This window comes from Paraburkholderia sp., assembly GCF_047605525.1.
In the GTDB taxonomy this organism is placed as follows: Bacteria; Pseudomonadota; Gammaproteobacteria; order Burkholderiales; family Burkholderiaceae; genus Paraburkholderia.
In genome coordinates this window covers 391994-409598 of sequence record NZ_JASGFN010000004.1, presented here as the reverse complement: position 1 = coordinate 409598, position 17605 = coordinate 391994, and the positions used below count along the sequence as shown (strand labels likewise).

Genomic DNA, 17605 nt, shown 5'->3' with positions numbered 1-17605 from the left:
TCATCGAGCAGCGTATCGACAACAAGATCATCCGCCCGAGCGCGAATTACACCGGACCCGAGAATTTAAAGTTCGTGCCGCTAAATAGGAGAAAATAGCGGTCGCTGCGCGCTCCCCAGCGCGTGCAGTTCAACCCGCGCGGCCGCCGGACCGGTCGTCCGCGCACTGTTTAACTGATTTTAGATAGAAAGGTTTTCTCCATGAAAAAGCTGATGATCGCCGCCGTGATTGGCGCCCTGTCCACGACGATGCTGTCCGTCGCGACTGACGCCGCCGCAGCGGACACGGCCACCACCACCACCACGAAAAAGCCGGCCACCAAGGCCGTCGCGAAAAGGCCGGAACCGCGCCGCCTGATCAAGCGCAAACCGAATCCGGCGAAGGAAGCGAAGGTCGATCCGATCCCGGACGGCGCGGAAAAGTGGTCGTGCAAGGACGGTCTGGCTTTCGAAATGAAAGGCGACATGAAGCGTGACCAGATCGTCACCGTTCACTGGGCGAACAAGAACTACAACCTGCCGCGCGAAGCGACCACGACCGGCGCGGACCGTTTCCACGACGCCGCGACCGGTATGGACCTGGTCGTGATCCCGACCAAGGCCATGCTGTTCCAGGACAAGGACAGCTCGCGTCTCGCCGACGAGTGCAAGACGGCCGCGATGGCGCAAGGCGCGCCGGCTGCAACGCAATCGAACGCGATCAGCAAGACCAGCAACTGATCCCGCCGCCAGGAACGCTTCCAGATGTCTGCTCCGCCGATGTCAGCTCCGATTTCCAACGTACGACCCGCCCCGGACGCCGTCCTGGTCGATATCGTCGACTACGTGCTGGATTACCGGATCGACAGCGCGCTCGCGCTGGAAACCGCGCGTCATTGCCTGATCGACACGCTCGGCTGCGGACTCGAAGCGCTCACCTACCCGGCCTGCACCAAGCTGATGGGACCAATCGTGCCGGGCACGATCGTCCCCAACGGCGCGAAGGTGCCGGGCACGTCGTTCCAGTTGGACCCGGTTCAGGCCGCCTTCAACATCGGCGCGATGATCCGCTGGCTCGACTTCAACGACACGTGGCTCGCCGCCGAATGGGGCCACCCGTCGGACAACCTCGGCGCAATTCTCGCGATGGCCGACTGGCTCTCGCGCACCGCCATCGCAGCGGGCAAGGCGCCGCTGACGATGAAAGACGTCCTGATCGCGATGATCAAGGCGCACGAAATTCAAGGCTGCATCGCGCTCGAGAACTCGTTCAACAAGGTCGGGCTCGATCACGTGCTGCTCGTCAAGCTCGCCTCCACCGCGGTGGCCGGCCAGATGACCGGCCTCACGCGCGATGAGCTGATCAACGCGGTATCGCAGGCGCTCGTCGATGGGCAGGCGCTGCGCACCTACCGCCATGCGCCGAATACGGGCTCGCGCAAATCGTGGGCCGCGGGCGACGCGACCTCGCGCGCGGTACGTCTCGCGCTGATTTCGAAGACCGGCGAGATGGGCTATCCGTCGGTACTCACCGCGAAGACGTGGGGCTTTTACGACGTGCTGTTCAAGGGCAACGCATTCAGATTCCAGCGCCCGTACGGCTCGTACGTGATGGAAAACGTGCTGTTCAAGATTTCGTTTCCGGCCGAGTTTCACGCGCAGACCGCGGTCGAAGCGGCGCTCGCGCTGCATGCGCAATTGAACGCGGCGGGCAAGCGCGTCGAAGACATCCGCAAGATCACGATCCGCACGCACGAAGCGGCGATTCGCATCATCGATAAAAAAGGCCCGCTCGACAATCCGGCCGACCGGGACCATTGCATCCAGTACATGATCGCGGTGCCGCTGATCCACGGCCGTCTGACGGCCGCGGATTACGAAGACCCGGTCGCGCAAGACGCGCGTATCGACGAACTGCGCGCGAAGATGGAGTGCGTCGAAGACGCGCAGTTCACGAAGGATTATCACGACCCGGAGAAGCGTTCGATCGCCAATGCGCTGACGATCGAATTCAACGACGGGTCGAAGTTCGACGAAGTCGTAGTCGAATACCCGATCGGTCATAAGCGCCGCCGTGAAGACGGCATTCCGTTGCTGGTCGAGAAGTTCAGGACCAATCTCGCGCGGCGCTTTCCGGTCAAGCAGCAACTGGCGATTCTCGACGTGTCGCTCGATCAGGCCAGGCTCGAATCGATGCCGGTCAATGAATACGTCGATCTGTACGTCATCTAGGTTAAGTACTGTAGTTCCGCGATCCAAACCAAGGAAAACACCATGGCCCACAACCTCCACAAAACGCTCAAGGAATTCGACAGCGGTTCCGGCAAAGGCAAGTTCTACTCCCTGCCGCAACTCGGCAAGGCACTGAACCTCAAGATCGACCGCCTGCCGGTTTCGATCCGTATCGTGCTGGAATCGGTGCTGCGCAACTACGACGGCAAGAAAATCGCCGAAGAACACATCACGCAACTGGCGAACTGGAAGCCGACCGCCGCGCGCGTCGACGAAATCCCGTTCGTCGTGTCGCGCGTCGTGCTGCAGGACTTCACCGGCGTGCCGCTGCTCGCCGACATCGCGGCAATGCGCGGCGTCGCGAAGGCCGTCGGCAAGAACCCGAAGTCGATCGAGCCGCTGGTCCCGGTCGATCTCGTCGTCGATCACTCGGTGCAGATCGACCACTTCCGCGAGAAGAACGCGCTCGACCTGAACATGAAGCTGGAATTCCAGCGCAACAACGAGCGCTACCAGTTCATGAAGTGGGGCATGCAGGCGTTCGACACGTTCAAGGTCGTGCCGCCGGGCGTCGGCATCGTTCACCAGGTGAACCTCGAATACCTCGCGCGCGGCGTGCACAAGAAGGCCGACGGCGCGGACACCGTGTACTACCCGGATTCGCTGGTCGGCACCGACAGCCACACCACGATGATCAACGGCATCGGCGTGGTCGGCTGGGGCGTGGGCGGCATCGAGGCCGAAGCGGGCATGCTCGGCCAGCCGGTGTACTTCCTGACGCCGGACGTGGTCGGCGTGAACCTGAAAGGCAAGCTGCGCGAAGGCGTGACCGCGACCGACCTCGTGCTGACGATCACCGAACTGCTGCGTAAGGAAAAAGTGGTCGGCAAGTTCGTCGAGTTCTTCGGCGAAGGCACGCGCTCGCTGTCGCTGCCGGACCGCGCGACGATCGGCAACATGGCGCCGGAATACGGCGCGACGATGGGCTTCTTCCCGGTCGACGAAAAGACCATCGACTACTTCAAGGGCACGGGCCGCACCGATGCGGAAATTTCCGCGTTTGAAAACTACTTCAAGGCACAGGAGCTGTTCGGCATTCCGAGCGAAGGCGACATCGACTACACGAAGGTCGTCACGCTCGATCTCGGCACCGTCGCGCCGTCGCTGGCAGGCCCGAAGCGTCCGCAGGACCGCATCGAAATCGGCAACGTGAAGTCGACCTTCACCGAGCTGTTCTCGAAGCCGGTCGCTGAAAACGGCTTCGCGAAGAAGGAAGCCGATCTCGACACGCAATACACGACCAGCAACGGCGTCAACGTGAAGAACGGCGACGTGCTGATCGCCGCGATCACGTCGTGCACGAACACGTCGAACCCGAGCGTGCTGCTGGCTGCCGGCCTGCTCGCGAAGAAGGCTGTCGAAGCCGGCCTGACGGTCGCGCCGCACATCAAGACGTCGCTCGCGCCGGGATCGCGTATCGTCACCGAGTACCTGACGAAGACCGACCTGCTGAAATACCTCGACAAGCTCGGCTTCACGCTGGCTGCTTACGGCTGCACGACCTGTATCGGTAACGCGGGCGATCTGACGCCGGAACTGAACGAAGCGATCACGAAGAACGACATCGTCGCGGCGGCGGTGCTGTCGGGCAACCGCAACTTCGAAGCGCGTATTCACCCGAACATCCGCGCGAACTTCCTCGCGTCGCCGCCGCTCGTCGTTGCCTACGCGATCGCCGGCAACATCACGCGCGACCTGATGACCGAGCCGGTCGGCAAAGGCAAGGGCGGCAAGGACATCTACCTCGGCGACATCTGGCCGACCAGCGAAGAAGTCAACGCGCTGCTCAAGTACGCGCTCGATGCCGACGCGTTCCGCACGAACTACTCGCACCTCACCAAGAAGGGCGATCTGTGGAGCAAGATCGAGGGCGAGGAAGGCCAGGTCTACGACTGGCCGAAGTCGACCTACATCGCCGAGCCGCCGTTCTTCGGCAAGGAGTTCTCGATGACGCCGGCTGACAGCATCGCGCCGGTCAAGGGCGCGCGCGCACTGGGCATCTTCGGTGACTCGGTCACGACCGACCACATCAGCCCGGCAGGCTCGATCAAGGAAGATTCGCCGGCAGGCAAGTGGCTGAAGGAAAACGGCGTGCAGAAGGCCGACTTCAACAGCTACGGCTCGCGCCGCGGCAACCACGACGTGATGATGCGCGGCACGTTCGCGAACGTCCGTATCAAGAACCTGATGATCCCGGCGAAGGCCGACGGCACGCGCGTCGAAGGCGGCCTGACGATTCACCAGCCGAGCGGCGAACAGATGTCGATTTACGACGCAGCAATGAAGTACATCGACGCCGGCACTCCGACCGTCGTGTTCGCGGGCGAAGAGTACGGCACGGGCTCGTCGCGCGACTGGGCCGCGAAGGGCACGCAACTGCTCGGCGTGAAGGCCGTGGTCGCCCGCAGCTTCGAGCGGATCCACCGTTCGAACCTGGTCGGCATGGGCGTTCTGCCGCTGCAGTTCAAGGGCTCGGATAGCGTGCAGTCGCTCGGCATCACCGGCGAAGAAACGTACGACATCGAAGGCCTCGGCGACGACTTCAAGCCGCAACAGGAAGTCACGCTCGTGATCCACGGCAAGGACGGTGACAAGCGCGTTCCGGTATTGCTGCGCATCGACACGCCGATCGAAGTCGACTACTACAAGCACGGCGGTATTCTGCCGTTCGTGCTGCGCTCGCTGCTGGCTGCTTAAGTTCAGCGGCGACACAAACAGCCTCGCTGTTTTGCAGGGGCTGCGTCCTGTGGAGGGCGCAGCCGACTTTGAAGCCCGACCTCAGGTCGGGCTTTTTTTATTTCAATCAGCTCAAGAAACGACGACTGTAAATTCGACCCCCGATTCAAAGTCCAGCGTCGTGGTCGAAAAGCGCGGATCGTCGTCGAGGTACTGCTTGTAGGGCCGAACAGCGTCCTCGGCCGTGTACATGTTGTCGGCGAGAACGATAGATCCCGGGCGCAGCAGACGCTCAATTCGCTTGAATAGATCCAGATAGGTATTGGCCCATACGTCGATAAACACCATATCGAAAGTGCCGTCCAGTTCGGAAACGGTCTGGAATACATCGCCTTCTCGCAGGTCGACATAAGCGTCCACGCCCGCCGTTCTCACGTGGGCCCGGAGATGCGCGCATTTGACAGCATCGAGTTCAGTCGCTACAACCGTGCCGCTGCCCAACGTGCGCAGGGCTTCGGCGAAATACAGCGTGGATACGCCGCAGGAACTACCGAGTTCGAGGATTCGGGCCGGTCTGTGCGAAAGCACCATGTTGCGCAAAAACCTTCCCGTTTCCGCCGACACGGCTAACGATAAAGGAGTACCTTGCGAGGATTCGAAATCTTCGCTGGATAGTCCGAGCGTTTCGAGAAACCGTCCACGCAGTCGAGGCGCGAGTGTTTCGTATTCTTCCGCGAGAGTCAGAAACTCCTCGCTCGATCCCTGGAACTGCGCGCGTGCGCGGGCTATCACTTCTGTCTGGCTCTGTTCGTGAAGCCGCCGCAAAAGAATTGTGGTCGATGAAGCCATGTGCGCTCCTTGACGAGATCGATAATGCCGATGAAAACGCTATGCCGTTCTGGCGAGCTTGATCGCGCGTTCAGGGCACGCCGTCACGCAAAGACCGCACGACCGGCAGGCTTGCGCGTTCGGTGTGTAGGCGACTTTCATTCCATGCACGCGCAGCTTGAGGCGATGCATCAAAGCGAGGCCGACATAATCGACCTGATCGATGCGCCGGATCTCAAACACATTCTCGGGGCAGACTTCCTGGCAATCGCCCTTGCCTTCGCAACGTTTCAGATCAACGACGGGCACAATCACGCCCGGCTTCTGTTTGCAGTCGCCCGTTGATTTCTCGCGCATGTTCAATCTTCCTTGCGCCGGGCGCGGCCCGATCGCCATGCCGTCTGAAAATGCTCCCGTTCTTCGGGCGTCATCGCTTCCCATTTGCGCCAGTGACGCCGTTCGCGCCAGCCGCCGTGTCCGCGGAATCCGCCAAACAGAATGCGGCTCAAAACCAGCAAGCCCAATGCATGTGCGAAGTCGATCGCATGAGCGCCGACGAACAGCGCCGGAATCACCCAATTCCATAGAGTCATGACCACCCAACCGAGCACGCCTATGGCGACCACCACGAGCAGCGCCTTGCCCGCGCATCTGATTCGAAAATTCATCCGTCGACTCCTCTAAATACCCAGTTCGTCATAAATGGCCTGCAGTCGGGCGCGCAGATGCAAGACCGCGTAGCGTTTGCGCGCGAGCAGCGTATTGAGCGTGACACCACTTTCCGCCGCCATCGCCTTGAAGGATCGCCCCTCCAGCTCGTGCGCGATAAATACCTCACGTTGATTCGGCGGCAAATCGTCGAGCGCATCCTGTAAGGCCTCGAGCAATAGAGCGCGAGCATAGAGGGCTTCGGGACCCGCGTCGTGCGCCGGTAGCGCGAGGTCGAGGCGATACTCACTGCTGGCGTCGTCCTCGGTCTCGGACAGATCTGTCAGCGGCTGCTCTTTCTTCTTGCGAAAACGATCGATGATGCGGTTGCGCGCGGCACGAAAAAGCCACGCGCTCGCCTGTTCAATCGGAGCGGGAAGGCGGTAAGCCTGCACAAATTCGTGGAACACATCCTGCAGGATGTCCTCGGCATCGTCCGGGTCGCGTATTCGACGCCGGATAAAATTGACGAGCCTTGTGCGCTCACGCGCCACGGTCGCGGTGATGTCGCTGTCTCGGTCGGTCATCGGGTGCGAGGTGGGTGGCGGTTCCATGCGCCTGAAGACGTTTCAGGAACGCAAATATTGTGGCCAGCGCGAAAAATCTTTCGTCGAGCCACTGCCGGTTCGCTCGAAGCAGTGCGTAACCGTTTCAGAGAGAGCCCCAACGCCCTCCCGAAGTCTTCTTGCGTATATTCGCGGAAGCAGATCAGAGATCAGGCATACCGTTGTCTTTGTCGTGCCAAACACGCCGCTTACGAATGCCAGAGAGGACCGCCATGATGATCCCGAGAACAAAGAACAAAGGCGGCAACCACCATGAAAATCGTCGCAGTTCCGCGAGCGTGATGATCACCATGCCAAAAGCAACTCCGCACAGACAGCGGAATGTTTGTACCCACGCATCTTCGTCTCTCGGAATCTTCTTCATAGTCGACTTTACGAAACACGAGGAACCAGTAGTCAGCGATTTGATTGGAACATTCTAATTGAACGAAAGAATCGTAATAATAACCCTCGCGTTTTTACTTCACCCCCTCACCGCCCGCGCCGCATTCCTCCCCCGCAGCCACTCGAGCGCCAGCAGCAAACACGTCGAGAAAACAATCAGAATCGTCGCCAGCGCGGCAATCGTCGGGCTGATGTTCTCGCGAATGCCGGTAAACATCTGGCGCGGCAGCGTGGTCTGATCCGCGCCCGCGAGGAACAGCGTAACGACGACTTCATCGAACGACGTCGCGAACGCGAACAGCGCGCCCGAAATCACCCCCGGCGCGATCACCGGCAACGTGATGCGGAAAAACGTCTTCACCGGATTCGCGCCGAGCGACAAGCTCGCGCGCACGAGGTTGTAGTTGAAGCCCTGCAGCGTGGCCGCCACTGTCGTCACGACGAACGGCACGCCGAGCGATGCATGCGCGAGGATTAGCCCGATATAGGTATTCGCGAGACCGAGCGGCGCGAAAAACAGATACATGCCGACGCCGACCACCACGACCGGCACGATCATCGGCGAAATCAGGACCGCCATCAGCAGACCCTTGCCGCGAAAGTTCGCCTTGGTGAGTCCGATCGCCGCGAGCGTGCCGAGCACGGTCGCGACCACCGTCGCCGACGGCGCGACGATAAAGCTGTTTTTCGCGGCCATCCGCCATTCATCGGACGCGACGAGGTTCTGATACCAGCGCAGCGACCAGCCCGGAATCGGATACACGAGGAACGTGCTCGACGAAAACGACAGCGGCACGATCGCGAGCACGGGCAGGATCAGATACAGCAGCGTCAGCACCACGAGCACGCGCAACGCGAAATACCACACGCGCTCGACCAGCGACGTATGCGGTGCGAACAGGGGCCTGGCAAGTTTCATCGCGGTTTGCTCCGTCCGGTTCATGTCACCCCTTCAGCCGAGGCTCAGCGAAGAACGCGTGAAGCGTCCGTAGATCACGTACAGCACGAGCGTCGCCGCGAGCAGCAGACCGCCGAGCGCGCATGCCATCCCCCAGTTGATCGTCACGTTCGTGAAGTACGCGACGTAGTAGCTGACCATCTGGTCGTTGGGTCCGCCGAGCAATGCGGGCGTGATGTAGTAGCCGATCGCGAGGATGAACACGAGCAGAGCGCCCGCGCCGACGCCCGGATAAGTCTGCGGCACGTACACGCGCCAGAACGCGGCGAACGGATGGCTGCCGAGCGAGATCGCGGCGCGCTGATACGTGGGCGGAATCGACTTCATCACGCTGTAGAGCGGCAGGATCATGAACGGCAGCAGGATATGCGTCATCGAGATATAGACGCCGGTGCGGTTGAACAGCAGCGCGAGCGGATCGTGCAGCAGGCCGCTCGCGATCAGTGCCTTGTTCACGAGCCCCTCGCTTTGCAGAATCACGATCCACGCGGCCACGCGCACGAGGATCGAGGTCCAGAACGGAATCAGCACGAGGATCATCACCAGATTCGCGCGGCGCTCGGACAGCGTCGAAATCCAGTACGCGAGCGGATAGCCGAGCAGCAGCGTGAAGAGCGTCACGGCCGCGCCGATCACGAACGTGCGGCCGAATACTTTCAGATAGATCTGCTGCTCGGGATCGGTCGGCACGATGTTGCCGAATGCGTCCTGCTTGTGATCGAGCGCGGCGAGCAGATAGAACGGCGACAACGTGCCCGAATTTTTCGCGATCGCCTGCCAGTACGCGATGTCGTTCCAGCGCTCGTCGAGTTCGACGAATTTCGCGCGCGTTTCGTGGGGCGAGAGATGCAGCGGCTGGTTGTTGTCGTCGGCGAACGGCATCGCGCGCGCGGACTTCGCGACCAGCGAGCGATAACCCGGAATCTCGACGTTCAGACGCCGCGCGAGCGCGCCCATGCCGTCGCTATCGGCGATCGCGGTAAGGTCGGTGGCGAGCGCGACAAAGGCGGCGTCGGGCGGCGGCGTTCTGCGATCCCAGCCTCTCAGTGCCTGCAGCGTATGCGGCAGCGCATTCGCGACCTCGGGATTCTGCGCGGCGCGCGTGAGCAGCGCGCCGATCGGCACGACGAAAATCAGCAGCAGAAAAATCGCGAGCGGCGCGATCAGCAGCAGGGCCATCGCGCGCTTTTTCGCCTCGGCGGCCTTCAGTTCGCGCTTGAGCCGGCTGGCTGATTCAGGCGTCGAATCGGCGGCGATCGTCATCGTAGTCACACCTGTTTCTCCATCGATACCGCGCGGCCCCGCGTCATCGCGAAGCCGCGCCTTCTCACCAAGAGCCTACGAGCTCGAAAGCTCCGTCACTTCGACGCCCACGACGCAAACCGCTGCTCCAGTTCATCGCCATGATCCGTCCAGAACGACAGATTCTGCAGCACCGCGTTCTTGCCGTTCGCCGGCGAGTTCGGCAGATTCGCGAGTGTCTTCGAATCGAGCGACCTGATCGCCGCCACGTTCACCGGACCGTACGCGATGTGGTGCGCGTAATCCTGTTGCGGCTTCGACGTCAGCGAATAGGCGATGTACTGCTCGGCGACCGCCTTGTTCGGCGAGCCCTTCGGAATCGCCCAATAGTCGAGGTCGTAGATACTGCCGTTCCACACGACCTTCAGATTCTTGCCCTCGCGCTGCGCGGCATCGATCCGGCCGTTATACGCAGTCGACATCACCACGTCGCCCGCCACCAGAAACTGCGGCGGCTGCGCGCCCGCTTCCCACCACTGGATGTTCGGCTTCAACTCGTCGAGCTTTTTGAACGCGCGATCCTGGCCTTCCTTGGTGGCGAGCACCTTGTAGACGTCCTTCGGCGGCACGCCATCGGCCATCAACGCGAATTCGAGGTTGTAGCGCGCGCCCTTGCGCATCGCGCGCTTGCCGGGGAATTTCTTCGTGTCCCAGAAATCGGCCCAGCCGGTCGGCGCGGTTTTCAGCTTGTCGCCGTTATACGCGAGCGCGGTCGACCACACGAAGAAGCCGACGCCGCAGGTTTGCGGCGCGTCCGGAATCAGATCCGACTTCTTGGCGATCTTCGACCAGTCCAGTTTCTCGTACAGCCCTTCGTCGCAGCCGCGGCCGATGTCGCCCGACTCGACTTCCACCACGTCCCAGTTCACGTGCTTCGCCTCGACCATCGCCTTCACCTTGGCCTGCTCGCCGTTGTATTCGACGGCCGTCACCTTGTTGCCGGTGGCCGCTTCGAACGGCTGGTTGAAGGCAACCTTTTGCGCGTCGCCGTTCGCGCCGCCGAAATTGACGACCGTTATCTCCGTCGCGTTAACCTGCGCGGCGCCCAGCGCGAGCGTGACAGCACCGACGGCGATGGCGCAGCGCGATTTCCCGATCCTGTTCATGGTGTGGCTCTCCTTTGGTGATGTGCGTGATGTACTTGATGTACGTCGTGCCGGACACGCTGCGGTGGGTGACGCGCCGCCCGCCGCCGGCTTTGTTATGCCGCTGAACTCCCGCGCCGACGCCTCGCGCGTACGGCGCTTCGCGGCCCTGCCTGCCTCAGGCCCCTGCGAACACCCGCAGATGCTCGGGCGCAAACTCGAGCGCGACCGGCGCGCCGGGCGCAAAGGTGTCGAGCGTATCGGTGCCGAGCGGCACCTTGACGAAGCACTCGTCCTGTTGCGGCACGCCGCAGCGCATGCGCACGTGGTCGCCGAAATAGATGAGCCCGCGCGCCTCGCCGGCAAGCGCATTGGCGCCGGGCCGCGCGACGCCGTTCGCGAGCTTCATGCGCTCGGGCCGGATGCACGCGACCGCCGGCGAGCCCGCCCGCGCGCCGCCGATATTGCGGCCCGTCAGGCGCGTGCCGTCGCTCAGATGGAATTCGCAGTATTCGCCGTCGACATTCGCGATCGTGCCGCGCAGCCGGTTGCTGTCGCCGATGAAGTTCGCGACGAACTCGTTGCACGGCGATTCGTAGAGACGGTCGACGGTATCGAGCTGCTGCACGATGCCCTTGTCGAATACCGCGACGCGGTCGGACATCGTCAGCGCCTCGCCCTGGTCATGCGTGACGTAGACGAAGGTGACGCCGAGCTTTTCGTGCAGCGATTTGAGTTCGTACTGCATGTGCTCGCGCAGTTGTTTGTCCAGCGCGCCGAGCGGTTCGTCCATCAGCACGAGCTTCGGCTCGAACACGAGTGCCCGCGCAAGCGCGATGCGCTGCTGCTGGCCGCCGGAAAGTTGCGCCGGGTAGCGCTTCGCGAAGCTCTCCATACGCACCATTTTCAGCGCGTTGTGCACGCGCCGCGCGCGTTCATCGGCGGGAAGCTTGCGCACGGTCAATGGATACGCGACATTCTGCTCGACCGTCAGATGCGGGAACAGCGCATAGTTCTGGAACACCATGCCGATGTTGCGCTTGTGCGGCGGCACGTTGTTGAGCAACTGACCGTCGAGCCAGATCTCGCCGCCGGTCGGAAATTCGAAACCCGCCAGCATCATCAGGCAGGTGGTCTTGCCCGAGCCGGACGGCCCGAGCAGCGTCAGGAATTCGCCCTGATAGATATCCAGATCGAGTTGCTTGACGACCAGCGTTTCGCCGTCGTAGGTCTTGCGCACACCTCGAAAGCTGACGATCACGTCATCGGTTTTCATAGCCTCGTCTCCTCTGTCCAACGACTCCAGCGGGCGAAATGACATCCATCGCGTGGGTCACTATAGACCGTTACGGTTCTACAATATGGAACCATTTCATTATTCCGGATAGAACCACTTGGATACTGTGATCCTGTCGGACTGGCTCGCCGCGCGACTCGATCGCGGCGCCGCCGAACCGATCTACCGGCAGACGCTGCGGCTCACGCAGCAGGCCATTCTGACCGGCCGGCTGCCGCCCGGCACCAAGCTGCCGAGTTCGCGCACCCTCGCCGAGGACCTCGGCATCGCGCGCAACACGGTGCTGCACGTCTACGACCAGTTGACCGCCGAAGGTTACGTGATCTCGACCACCGGCAGCGGCACCTATGTCGCCGACACGCAGCCGGACACGGCCGCGGTAAACCGGCGCAACAAGCCCACGGCGGTGGCCCCGGATCCGGCAGACCCGTCCGTCGGTGATAACCCGCAGCCGCCACGGCCCGATCGCGGCGACCTGTCCGCGCGCGGGCGCCGTCTGGTCGATCAGGCGGGCGTGTCGGCGAAGCAATGGGGTGCGTTCATGCCGGGCGTGCCCGACGTCTCGGAGTTTCCGGCGCGCACGTGGAGCCGTCTGCAGGCGCGGCTGTGGAAGGAAGCCAATCCCGACCTGCTGACCTATGCGCCCGGCGGTGGCTACCGGCCGCTGCGGCGCGCGCTGTCGGATTACCTGCGCGTCGCGCGCTCGGTGAACTGCACGCCGGACCAGGTCATCATCACGACCGGTATTCATCAGTCGATCGATCTCGCGGTGCGCCTCCTGACCGACATCGGCGATCGCGCGTGGGTCGAGGAACCGTGCTACTGGGGCTGGCGCAGCGTGCTGCAATCGTCGGGCGTGGCGCTCGCGCCGGTGCCGGTCGACGGTGAAGGCCTCGATCCGCGCGACGAGGATCTGCAACAGCCGCCGCGGCTCGCGCTCGTCACGCCGTCGCACCAGTATCCGCTCGGCATGGTGATGAGCCTCGCGCGCCGCCGCACGCTGCTCGAATACGCGCGCCAGCACAATGTGTGGATCATCGAGGACGACTACGACAGCGAATTCCGCTACGGCAGCCGTCCGCTCGCGTCGCTGCAGGGACTCGACGAAGCCGGCCGCGTGATCTACGTCGGCAGTCTCGGCAAGATGCTGTTTCCGGGCCTGCGGATCGGCTATATGATCGCGCCGGCGCATCTGGTCGATATGTTCAGGACGGGCGTCGCGGAGCTGTACCGCGAGGGTCAACTGATGCAGCAGGCGGTGATGACCGACTTCATCATGGATGGCCATTTGACATCGCACGTGCGCCGCATGCGCGCGCTATACGGCGAGCGGCGGCAAATTCTGATCGATGCGATCACCGCACGCTTCGGCAACGAACTGCCGGTGATGGGCGACGAAGCAGGCCTGCACTTCGTGCTCGGCCTGCCCGATTATTCGGACGATCACGCGGTAACGGCCGCCGCCTATGACGCGGGCGTGATCGTGCGGCCGCTCACGAGCTACTACAGCAACGCGGCGCAGCCGCGGCGCGGGCTGTTACTGGGTTACGCGTGCGTGCCGAACGGGAAGATCGGCCCGGCATTCGATACGCTCGCGCGGGTGATCGAGCGGACCGCGCTGAAACGGGCGGCGGCATAGAGACTCACCGCGTCCCGCTCATTTCAGCCCAAAATCCACCCGTGTGGTCGCGCCCTTGTCCTTGATGCCGTCGGCATTCAGCTTCGGCGCGACGATGAATACGCGGCTGCTGTCGATCTTGCCCTCCAGATACTGCTGCACGCTTTGCGCGCGCTGCTGCGCGAGCTGCCGCAGGCTCGCGTCGTCGATCGGCGCGTTGGCCTCGAGCGCGCCCTTCATGTCGTCGTCGGGCAGTGTCTTGGTCATGCCGATGAAATTGCGCGGCTTCTTGAAGTCGGCCGACTTGTAGGCCTTGATCAGATACTTGTCGTAATCCTTCTGGTCGACGGTCACGGTGGACAGGTCGACGCTCTCACCGTTGCCCACCACGTCCTTGATCTTCTGCTGCTTGACCAGCCGGTCGACGTAGCGCGTACGGAGTGCCGGTTCGTCGATCTTCGGATCGACGCGGCCGATCAGGTCCATGCGGATTGACGGCTTGTCCGCGAGCGCCTTCACGATCGTATCGAGCTTCTGCTTGTCGGCATCGGTGAGCTGCGCCGAACCCGGCTCGAACTCGACGTAGCCGAGTTCCTCGCCGTTGCCGCCGAACGCGTTCGCGATCAGCGAGAACGGCGCGGTCACCGCTTTCTCGAGCAGATTGAGCACCGCATGCCAGATCAGACCGCCGATGCTGAACTCAGGGTTCGACAGCGAGCCCGACACCGGCAGGTTCACGTCGATTTCGCCGCGCGAGTTCTTCAGCAGCGAGATCGCGAAACGCACCGGCAGCTTGGTCGCCGTGTCGTTGTCGACGTGATCGCCGAACGTGAGCTGATCGATGAACAGATGGTTGTTCGCGTTCAGTTGATCGTTTTCGAGCTTGTAATGCAGATCGACGTTGAGCTTGCCCTTCGTGATCGGATAGCCCGCGTATTTCGCCGAATACGGCGTGAGATTGGTCAACTCGATGTCGTGCGCGGTCGCGGTCAGATCGAGCGCCGGTTTCGCGATCAGCGGATTGACGGTGCCGCGAATCGTCAACGGACCGTTGGCGGCGAGCTTCGCGGCGACGTCGACCGGCGCGGGCGTCGTCGATTCCGTGCCGAACGCGCCGACGGTGCCCTTAATGTCGACGAGATTCGCCGTGTAATTCGGCTTGATGAAGTTGTCCGTGTAAGTAACGCGGCCCTGCTGCAACACCAGTTGCCCGAAATGCAGCTTGACCGGGTTTTGCGGCGGCGTCGCGGCGGTCACGGTCGCGGGTGCGGCAGTGGCAGGCTTGCCCGGCGCGGCCGATGCGGCCACCGGCGCGGACGCGGCAACCGCTTCCGACACCGCCTGCGGCGTCAGCGGTATCGGCCTGGCGCCGCTCTTGTCGCGCGTGAGCGACTGCGCCTCGCCGCTTTCATGCGCGACCACGTCCTTCAGATTGAGCTTGCCTTGTGCGTCGAGCAGCACGCGCCCATAGAACTTCGAGAACGTGACGCGGCCCGCATCGACCACGGTGCCGTGTTCGTCATAGTCGGCCTTCAGGTTCGACAGCGCGAGCGAACCCCAGCCCGCGAACGGGTCCGAGGTCGCCTTGTCGATCATGCGCACGTCGACGAGCGCCATGTCGCCGTGATAGTTCGCCTTCAGCGACTTCGCCTGCGTCACCGCGAGATCGCCGTTCGCGTTGAGCAGCGCGCTCGCGATCGCCGCGTTCAGCTTGCTGCCGAAGTACGGCTCGAAAGCCGCCGCGTCGAGCCGGTTCGCGTTGATCTTGACGGCCAGTTTCAGCGGCGTCGCGGTGACGTCGCCCTTCACGGCCAGCGTGCCTTTCCTGTTCAGCGTGGCTTGCAGATCGACCGGCAACGGACGGCTCAGGTCGTCGCTGATCTGCTGCACCTTCAGTTGCAGCGGCGCGATGCTGAGCTTGACCGGCTGCGGCGTCGTGTTGTCGGTGAAATTGGCGGTCGCGTCCTTCAGCGTCAGTTCGCCGATCTTGTAGTGCCAGGCGGGGCCCTCGGCCTGCGCCTGCTTCGCCGCGTGGATCGCGGTGCGCTGCTGCGCCTCCTGATGCTTGCCTGCAAGCGAGCTCAGATTGATGCTGCCGTCCTTCAGGCGCTGCGCATCGACCGCGAGGCCGGTGGCGTCGACGCTCGTCACGTCGGCCGTGCGCGCCGCCACGTCCACCTGCTTGACCACGACGTTACCCTGCGCGAGCGAAATCACCGGCGCTTTCTCGCCGCGCGCCGCGAGCTTCAGCGACTGCAAACCGAGCTGCGTATCCGCGACCGTCACCGCCGCCGGTGACTTCGACCAGTTCGCGTCGAGATTCGTCGTCGCGGACAGCGCGCCGTCGACTACCTGCGCGGACGTCGCGGTGTCGAGATAAGGCTGCAATTGCGGCAACTTCAGCGATTTCAGGTCGAGCTTCGCGCTCGCGGTCTTCGCCGCGAGGCCGACGGTGCCGTCGGCGGCGAGCGAACCGCCGTCGTCCTTGAGCCTCGTGTTCAGCGTGTAGTGCGCGGGCGCCGCCGCGAGCGTCGAGAAACCGGTCAGCGTGACCGCGAGGTTTTGCAGACCGACGTCGACCGGACGCGACGCGGCTTCGTCGTGTACGTTCACCGTGCCGTCGTTGAGCGTGAAACGTTTGATCGCGAGGTCGAAGGGCGGCGCGGCTTTTTCCGCCGCGGCGGTTTGGGCGTTGGCCCCGGATTCGGCTTTCGCGCCCGATGCCGCGGCCGGTGTGCTCGCCGCCGCGGTGGTCGGCGCCGAAGCCTTGTCAGGCGCGGCCGAGCCGGCGGGCGCCGGTGCGAACATTTTCTCGACACTGAGCACACCGTCCTTGTCGCGCGCGAGGTTCGCGCTCGGCGCGTCGATGCGGATATCGTCGAAGTGATAGACGCTCTTCAGCGGCTCGAGTGACGCCGCCGCCACGTGCACCGCGCGCGCCGCGAAGAACGGCGCCTTGCCCTGATCCCGCACGTCGACGTCGTCCATATCGACGGTGCCCGCGACGCGCAGCGACGGCGTATCGTTTGCCATCGCGAAGTTGAGCTCCAGGTCGGTCGACAGCTTGCCCGACTGCACGATCACCGGCAGCTTCGTCGGCACATAGGAGATCAGCTTCGGCACGTCGAGCGCGTCGAAGCGCAGCGACACTTCGGATTCGCGCGACGCCGAGAACGGCTTGGTCTTGCCGTCGATCGCAAGCTGGCTGTTGCCGTCGATACGCGCGCGCAGCAGCGGCTCGACGAAGATATCGGTTTTCGAAGGCAGTGTCGCGATGAACGGAATGCCGAGCTTCCATTGATCGATCACGTGGCTCGTGCCGAGCAGCCGGTCGTCGAACGTGATCTGGCCGTTTTCGACGCGAATATTGGAAACGGAAAACTGTGTCGGCTTGCTGTTGGGTTTCGCGGGCTGGTTCGCGAACTTCTCGATCAGGTCGGTGAAATTGAAGCGCTGCGCGTCGTAACGAACGATATGAAAGCGCGGCGAATCGACCTGTACTTCATCGACGATCGGCGCGCCGCGAAACAGCGAACTCCACGACGGCTTGACGATGAGCCGCGAAATATCGACGAAGTCACCCGCGCCGCCGCGCTCGCCGATATGCACGTTATCGGCTTCGAATCTCAGCGTATAGGGATTGAGCGCGATACGGCCGATCGATGCCGGCCGGTCGAGCTGCTTGCTGAGCTGCTGGCTCGCGATGTGGCGAATTAGTGGCGGCGCCGCGAAAAAGCCGAGCAGGCCGAACACGACGACGAAGATCAGCAGGCCTATGAGGACACGACGCGTGCGGCGCGACTGCGCGGCGGCGCGCACGGTCTGCATGGAGGAGGCTAACGATGCTTTATTGAGGCTTGCCATGCTCGATCTGGATGAGTGCGGCGGCAAGCCCGCCGCGAAAAACACAAAT

Annotated in this window: 14 protein-coding genes; 4 read left to right on the top strand and 10 right to left on the bottom strand. The window is 62.9% G+C overall.

All coding sequences use genetic code 11. The features are described 5' to 3' along the window. Positions 1 to 200: 200 nt before the first annotated feature. The 3 genes from QM685_RS08530 to acnA are packed head-to-tail and all read left to right on the top strand — an operon-like array spanning position 201 to position 4967. Positions 201 to 719, top strand: coding sequence for a hypothetical protein (locus tag QM685_RS08530; RefSeq protein WP_415114703.1), 519 nt, complete (start codon positions 201 to 203; stop codon positions 717 to 719). A 39-nt stretch (positions 720 to 758) separates the two neighbouring features. Beyond that, complete coding sequence (locus QM685_RS08525) at positions 759 to 2210, top strand: bifunctional 2-methylcitrate dehydratase/aconitate hydratase (protein ID WP_415114701.1); 1452 nt, start codon at positions 759 to 761, stop codon at positions 2208 to 2210. Positions 2211 to 2252: 42 nt separating this feature from the next. Continuing rightward, complete coding sequence (gene acnA, locus QM685_RS08520) at positions 2253 to 4967, top strand: aconitate hydratase AcnA (protein ID WP_415114699.1); 2715 nt, start codon at positions 2253 to 2255, stop codon at positions 4965 to 4967. A 111-nt stretch (positions 4968 to 5078) separates the two neighbouring features. On the opposite strand, the gene QM685_RS08515 is transcribed toward acnA, so the two are convergent. The 9 genes from QM685_RS08515 to QM685_RS08475 form a co-directional block, all read right to left on the bottom strand. Then, entirely contained in the window at positions 5079 to 5795 is a 717-nt protein-coding gene (locus QM685_RS08515) for an O-methyltransferase (protein ID WP_415114697.1), read from the bottom strand. Between the two features lie 39 nt (positions 5796 to 5834). Continuing rightward, positions 5835 to 6131 carry a 4Fe-4S dicluster domain-containing protein gene (locus QM685_RS08510; protein WP_415114695.1) on the bottom strand — a complete coding sequence of 99 codons (297 nt, stop codon included), beginning with the start codon at positions 6129 to 6131 and terminating at the stop codon, positions 5835 to 5837. 2 nt (positions 6132 to 6133) lie between these two features. Then, the gene (locus QM685_RS08505) at positions 6134 to 6442 is read right to left on the bottom strand and encodes a hypothetical protein (protein WP_415114693.1); all 309 of its coding nucleotides are present in this window, start codon (positions 6440 to 6442) and stop codon (positions 6134 to 6136) included. Between the two features lie 12 nt (positions 6443 to 6454). Beyond that, positions 6455 to 7036: an RNA polymerase sigma factor gene (locus QM685_RS08500; RefSeq protein WP_415114691.1), complete on the bottom strand. Its 582-nt coding sequence runs from the start codon at positions 7034 to 7036 to the stop codon at positions 6455 to 6457. A 154-nt stretch (positions 7037 to 7190) separates the two neighbouring features. Next, positions 7191 to 7412, bottom strand: a complete 222-nt coding sequence (locus QM685_RS08495) for a hypothetical protein (protein WP_415114689.1) — start codon at positions 7410 to 7412, stop codon at positions 7191 to 7193. Between the two features lie 99 nt (positions 7413 to 7511). Further along, positions 7512 to 8351 (bottom strand): ABC transporter permease, encoded by an 840-nt coding sequence (locus QM685_RS08490; RefSeq protein WP_415114687.1) that lies wholly within the window; start codon positions 8349 to 8351, stop codon positions 7512 to 7514. A 33-nt stretch (positions 8352 to 8384) separates the two neighbouring features. Beyond that, positions 8385 to 9653: an ABC transporter permease gene (locus QM685_RS08485; RefSeq protein ID WP_415114729.1), complete on the bottom strand. Its 1269-nt coding sequence runs from the start codon at positions 9651 to 9653 to the stop codon at positions 8385 to 8387. Positions 9654 to 9748: 95 nt separating this feature from the next. Then, positions 9749 to 10798, bottom strand: a complete 1050-nt coding sequence (locus QM685_RS08480; protein ID WP_415114685.1) for an ABC transporter substrate-binding protein — start codon at positions 10796 to 10798, stop codon at positions 9749 to 9751. A 157-nt stretch (positions 10799 to 10955) separates the two neighbouring features. Continuing rightward, positions 10956 to 12053 carry an ABC transporter ATP-binding protein gene (locus tag QM685_RS08475; RefSeq protein WP_415114683.1) on the bottom strand — a complete coding sequence of 366 codons (1098 nt, stop codon included), beginning with the start codon at positions 12051 to 12053 and terminating at the stop codon, positions 10956 to 10958. A gap of 118 nt (positions 12054 to 12171) precedes the next feature. Between QM685_RS08475 and QM685_RS08470 the strand changes: the two genes are divergently transcribed. After that, the gene (locus QM685_RS08470; protein WP_415114681.1) at positions 12172 to 13713 is read left to right on the top strand and encodes a PLP-dependent aminotransferase family protein; all 1542 of its coding nucleotides are present in this window, start codon (positions 12172 to 12174) and stop codon (positions 13711 to 13713) included. An 18-nt stretch (positions 13714 to 13731) separates the two neighbouring features. Here the strand turns inward: QM685_RS08470 and QM685_RS08465 are convergent, their stop codons facing one another. Continuing rightward, the gene (locus QM685_RS08465) at positions 13732 to 17556 is read right to left on the bottom strand and encodes a DUF748 domain-containing protein (protein ID WP_415114679.1); all 3825 of its coding nucleotides are present in this window, start codon (positions 17554 to 17556) and stop codon (positions 13732 to 13734) included. Positions 17557 to 17605: the final 49 nt, after the last annotated feature.

Excerpts from the sequence above, each read along its gene's own strand:
- acnA (WP_415114699.1), top strand. The coding sequence starts at position 2,253 with ATGGCCCACAACCTCCACAAAACGCTCAAGGAATTCGACAGCGGTTCC.
- QM685_RS08465 (WP_415114679.1), bottom strand. The coding sequence starts at position 17,556 with ATGGCAAGCCTCAATAAAGCATCGTTAGCCTCCTCCATGCAGACCGTG.
- QM685_RS08515 (WP_415114697.1), bottom strand. The coding sequence starts at position 5,795 with ATGGCTTCATCGACCACAATTCTTTTGCGGCGGCTTCACGAACAGAGC.
- QM685_RS08510 (WP_415114695.1), bottom strand. The coding sequence starts at position 6,131 with ATGCGCGAGAAATCAACGGGCGACTGCAAACAGAAGCCGGGCGTGATT.
- QM685_RS08525 (WP_415114701.1), top strand. The coding sequence starts at position 759 with ATGTCAGCTCCGATTTCCAACGTACGACCCGCCCCGGACGCCGTCCTG.
- QM685_RS08530 (WP_415114703.1), top strand. The coding sequence starts at position 201 with ATGAAAAAGCTGATGATCGCCGCCGTGATTGGCGCCCTGTCCACGACG.
- QM685_RS08475 (WP_415114683.1), bottom strand. The coding sequence starts at position 12,053 with ATGAAAACCGATGACGTGATCGTCAGCTTTCGAGGTGTGCGCAAGACC.
- QM685_RS08490 (WP_415114687.1), bottom strand. The coding sequence starts at position 8,351 with ATGAAACTTGCCAGGCCCCTGTTCGCACCGCATACGTCGCTGGTCGAG.
- QM685_RS08480 (WP_415114685.1), bottom strand. The coding sequence starts at position 10,798 with ATGAACAGGATCGGGAAATCGCGCTGCGCCATCGCCGTCGGTGCTGTC.
- QM685_RS08500 (WP_415114691.1), bottom strand. The coding sequence starts at position 7,036 with ATGGAACCGCCACCCACCTCGCACCCGATGACCGACCGAGACAGCGAC.
- QM685_RS08505 (WP_415114693.1), bottom strand. The coding sequence starts at position 6,442 with ATGAATTTTCGAATCAGATGCGCGGGCAAGGCGCTGCTCGTGGTGGTC.
- QM685_RS08485 (WP_415114729.1), bottom strand. The coding sequence starts at position 9,653 with ATGACGATCGCCGCCGATTCGACGCCTGAATCAGCCAGCCGGCTCAAG.
- QM685_RS08495 (WP_415114689.1), bottom strand. The coding sequence starts at position 7,412 with ATGAAGAAGATTCCGAGAGACGAAGATGCGTGGGTACAAACATTCCGC.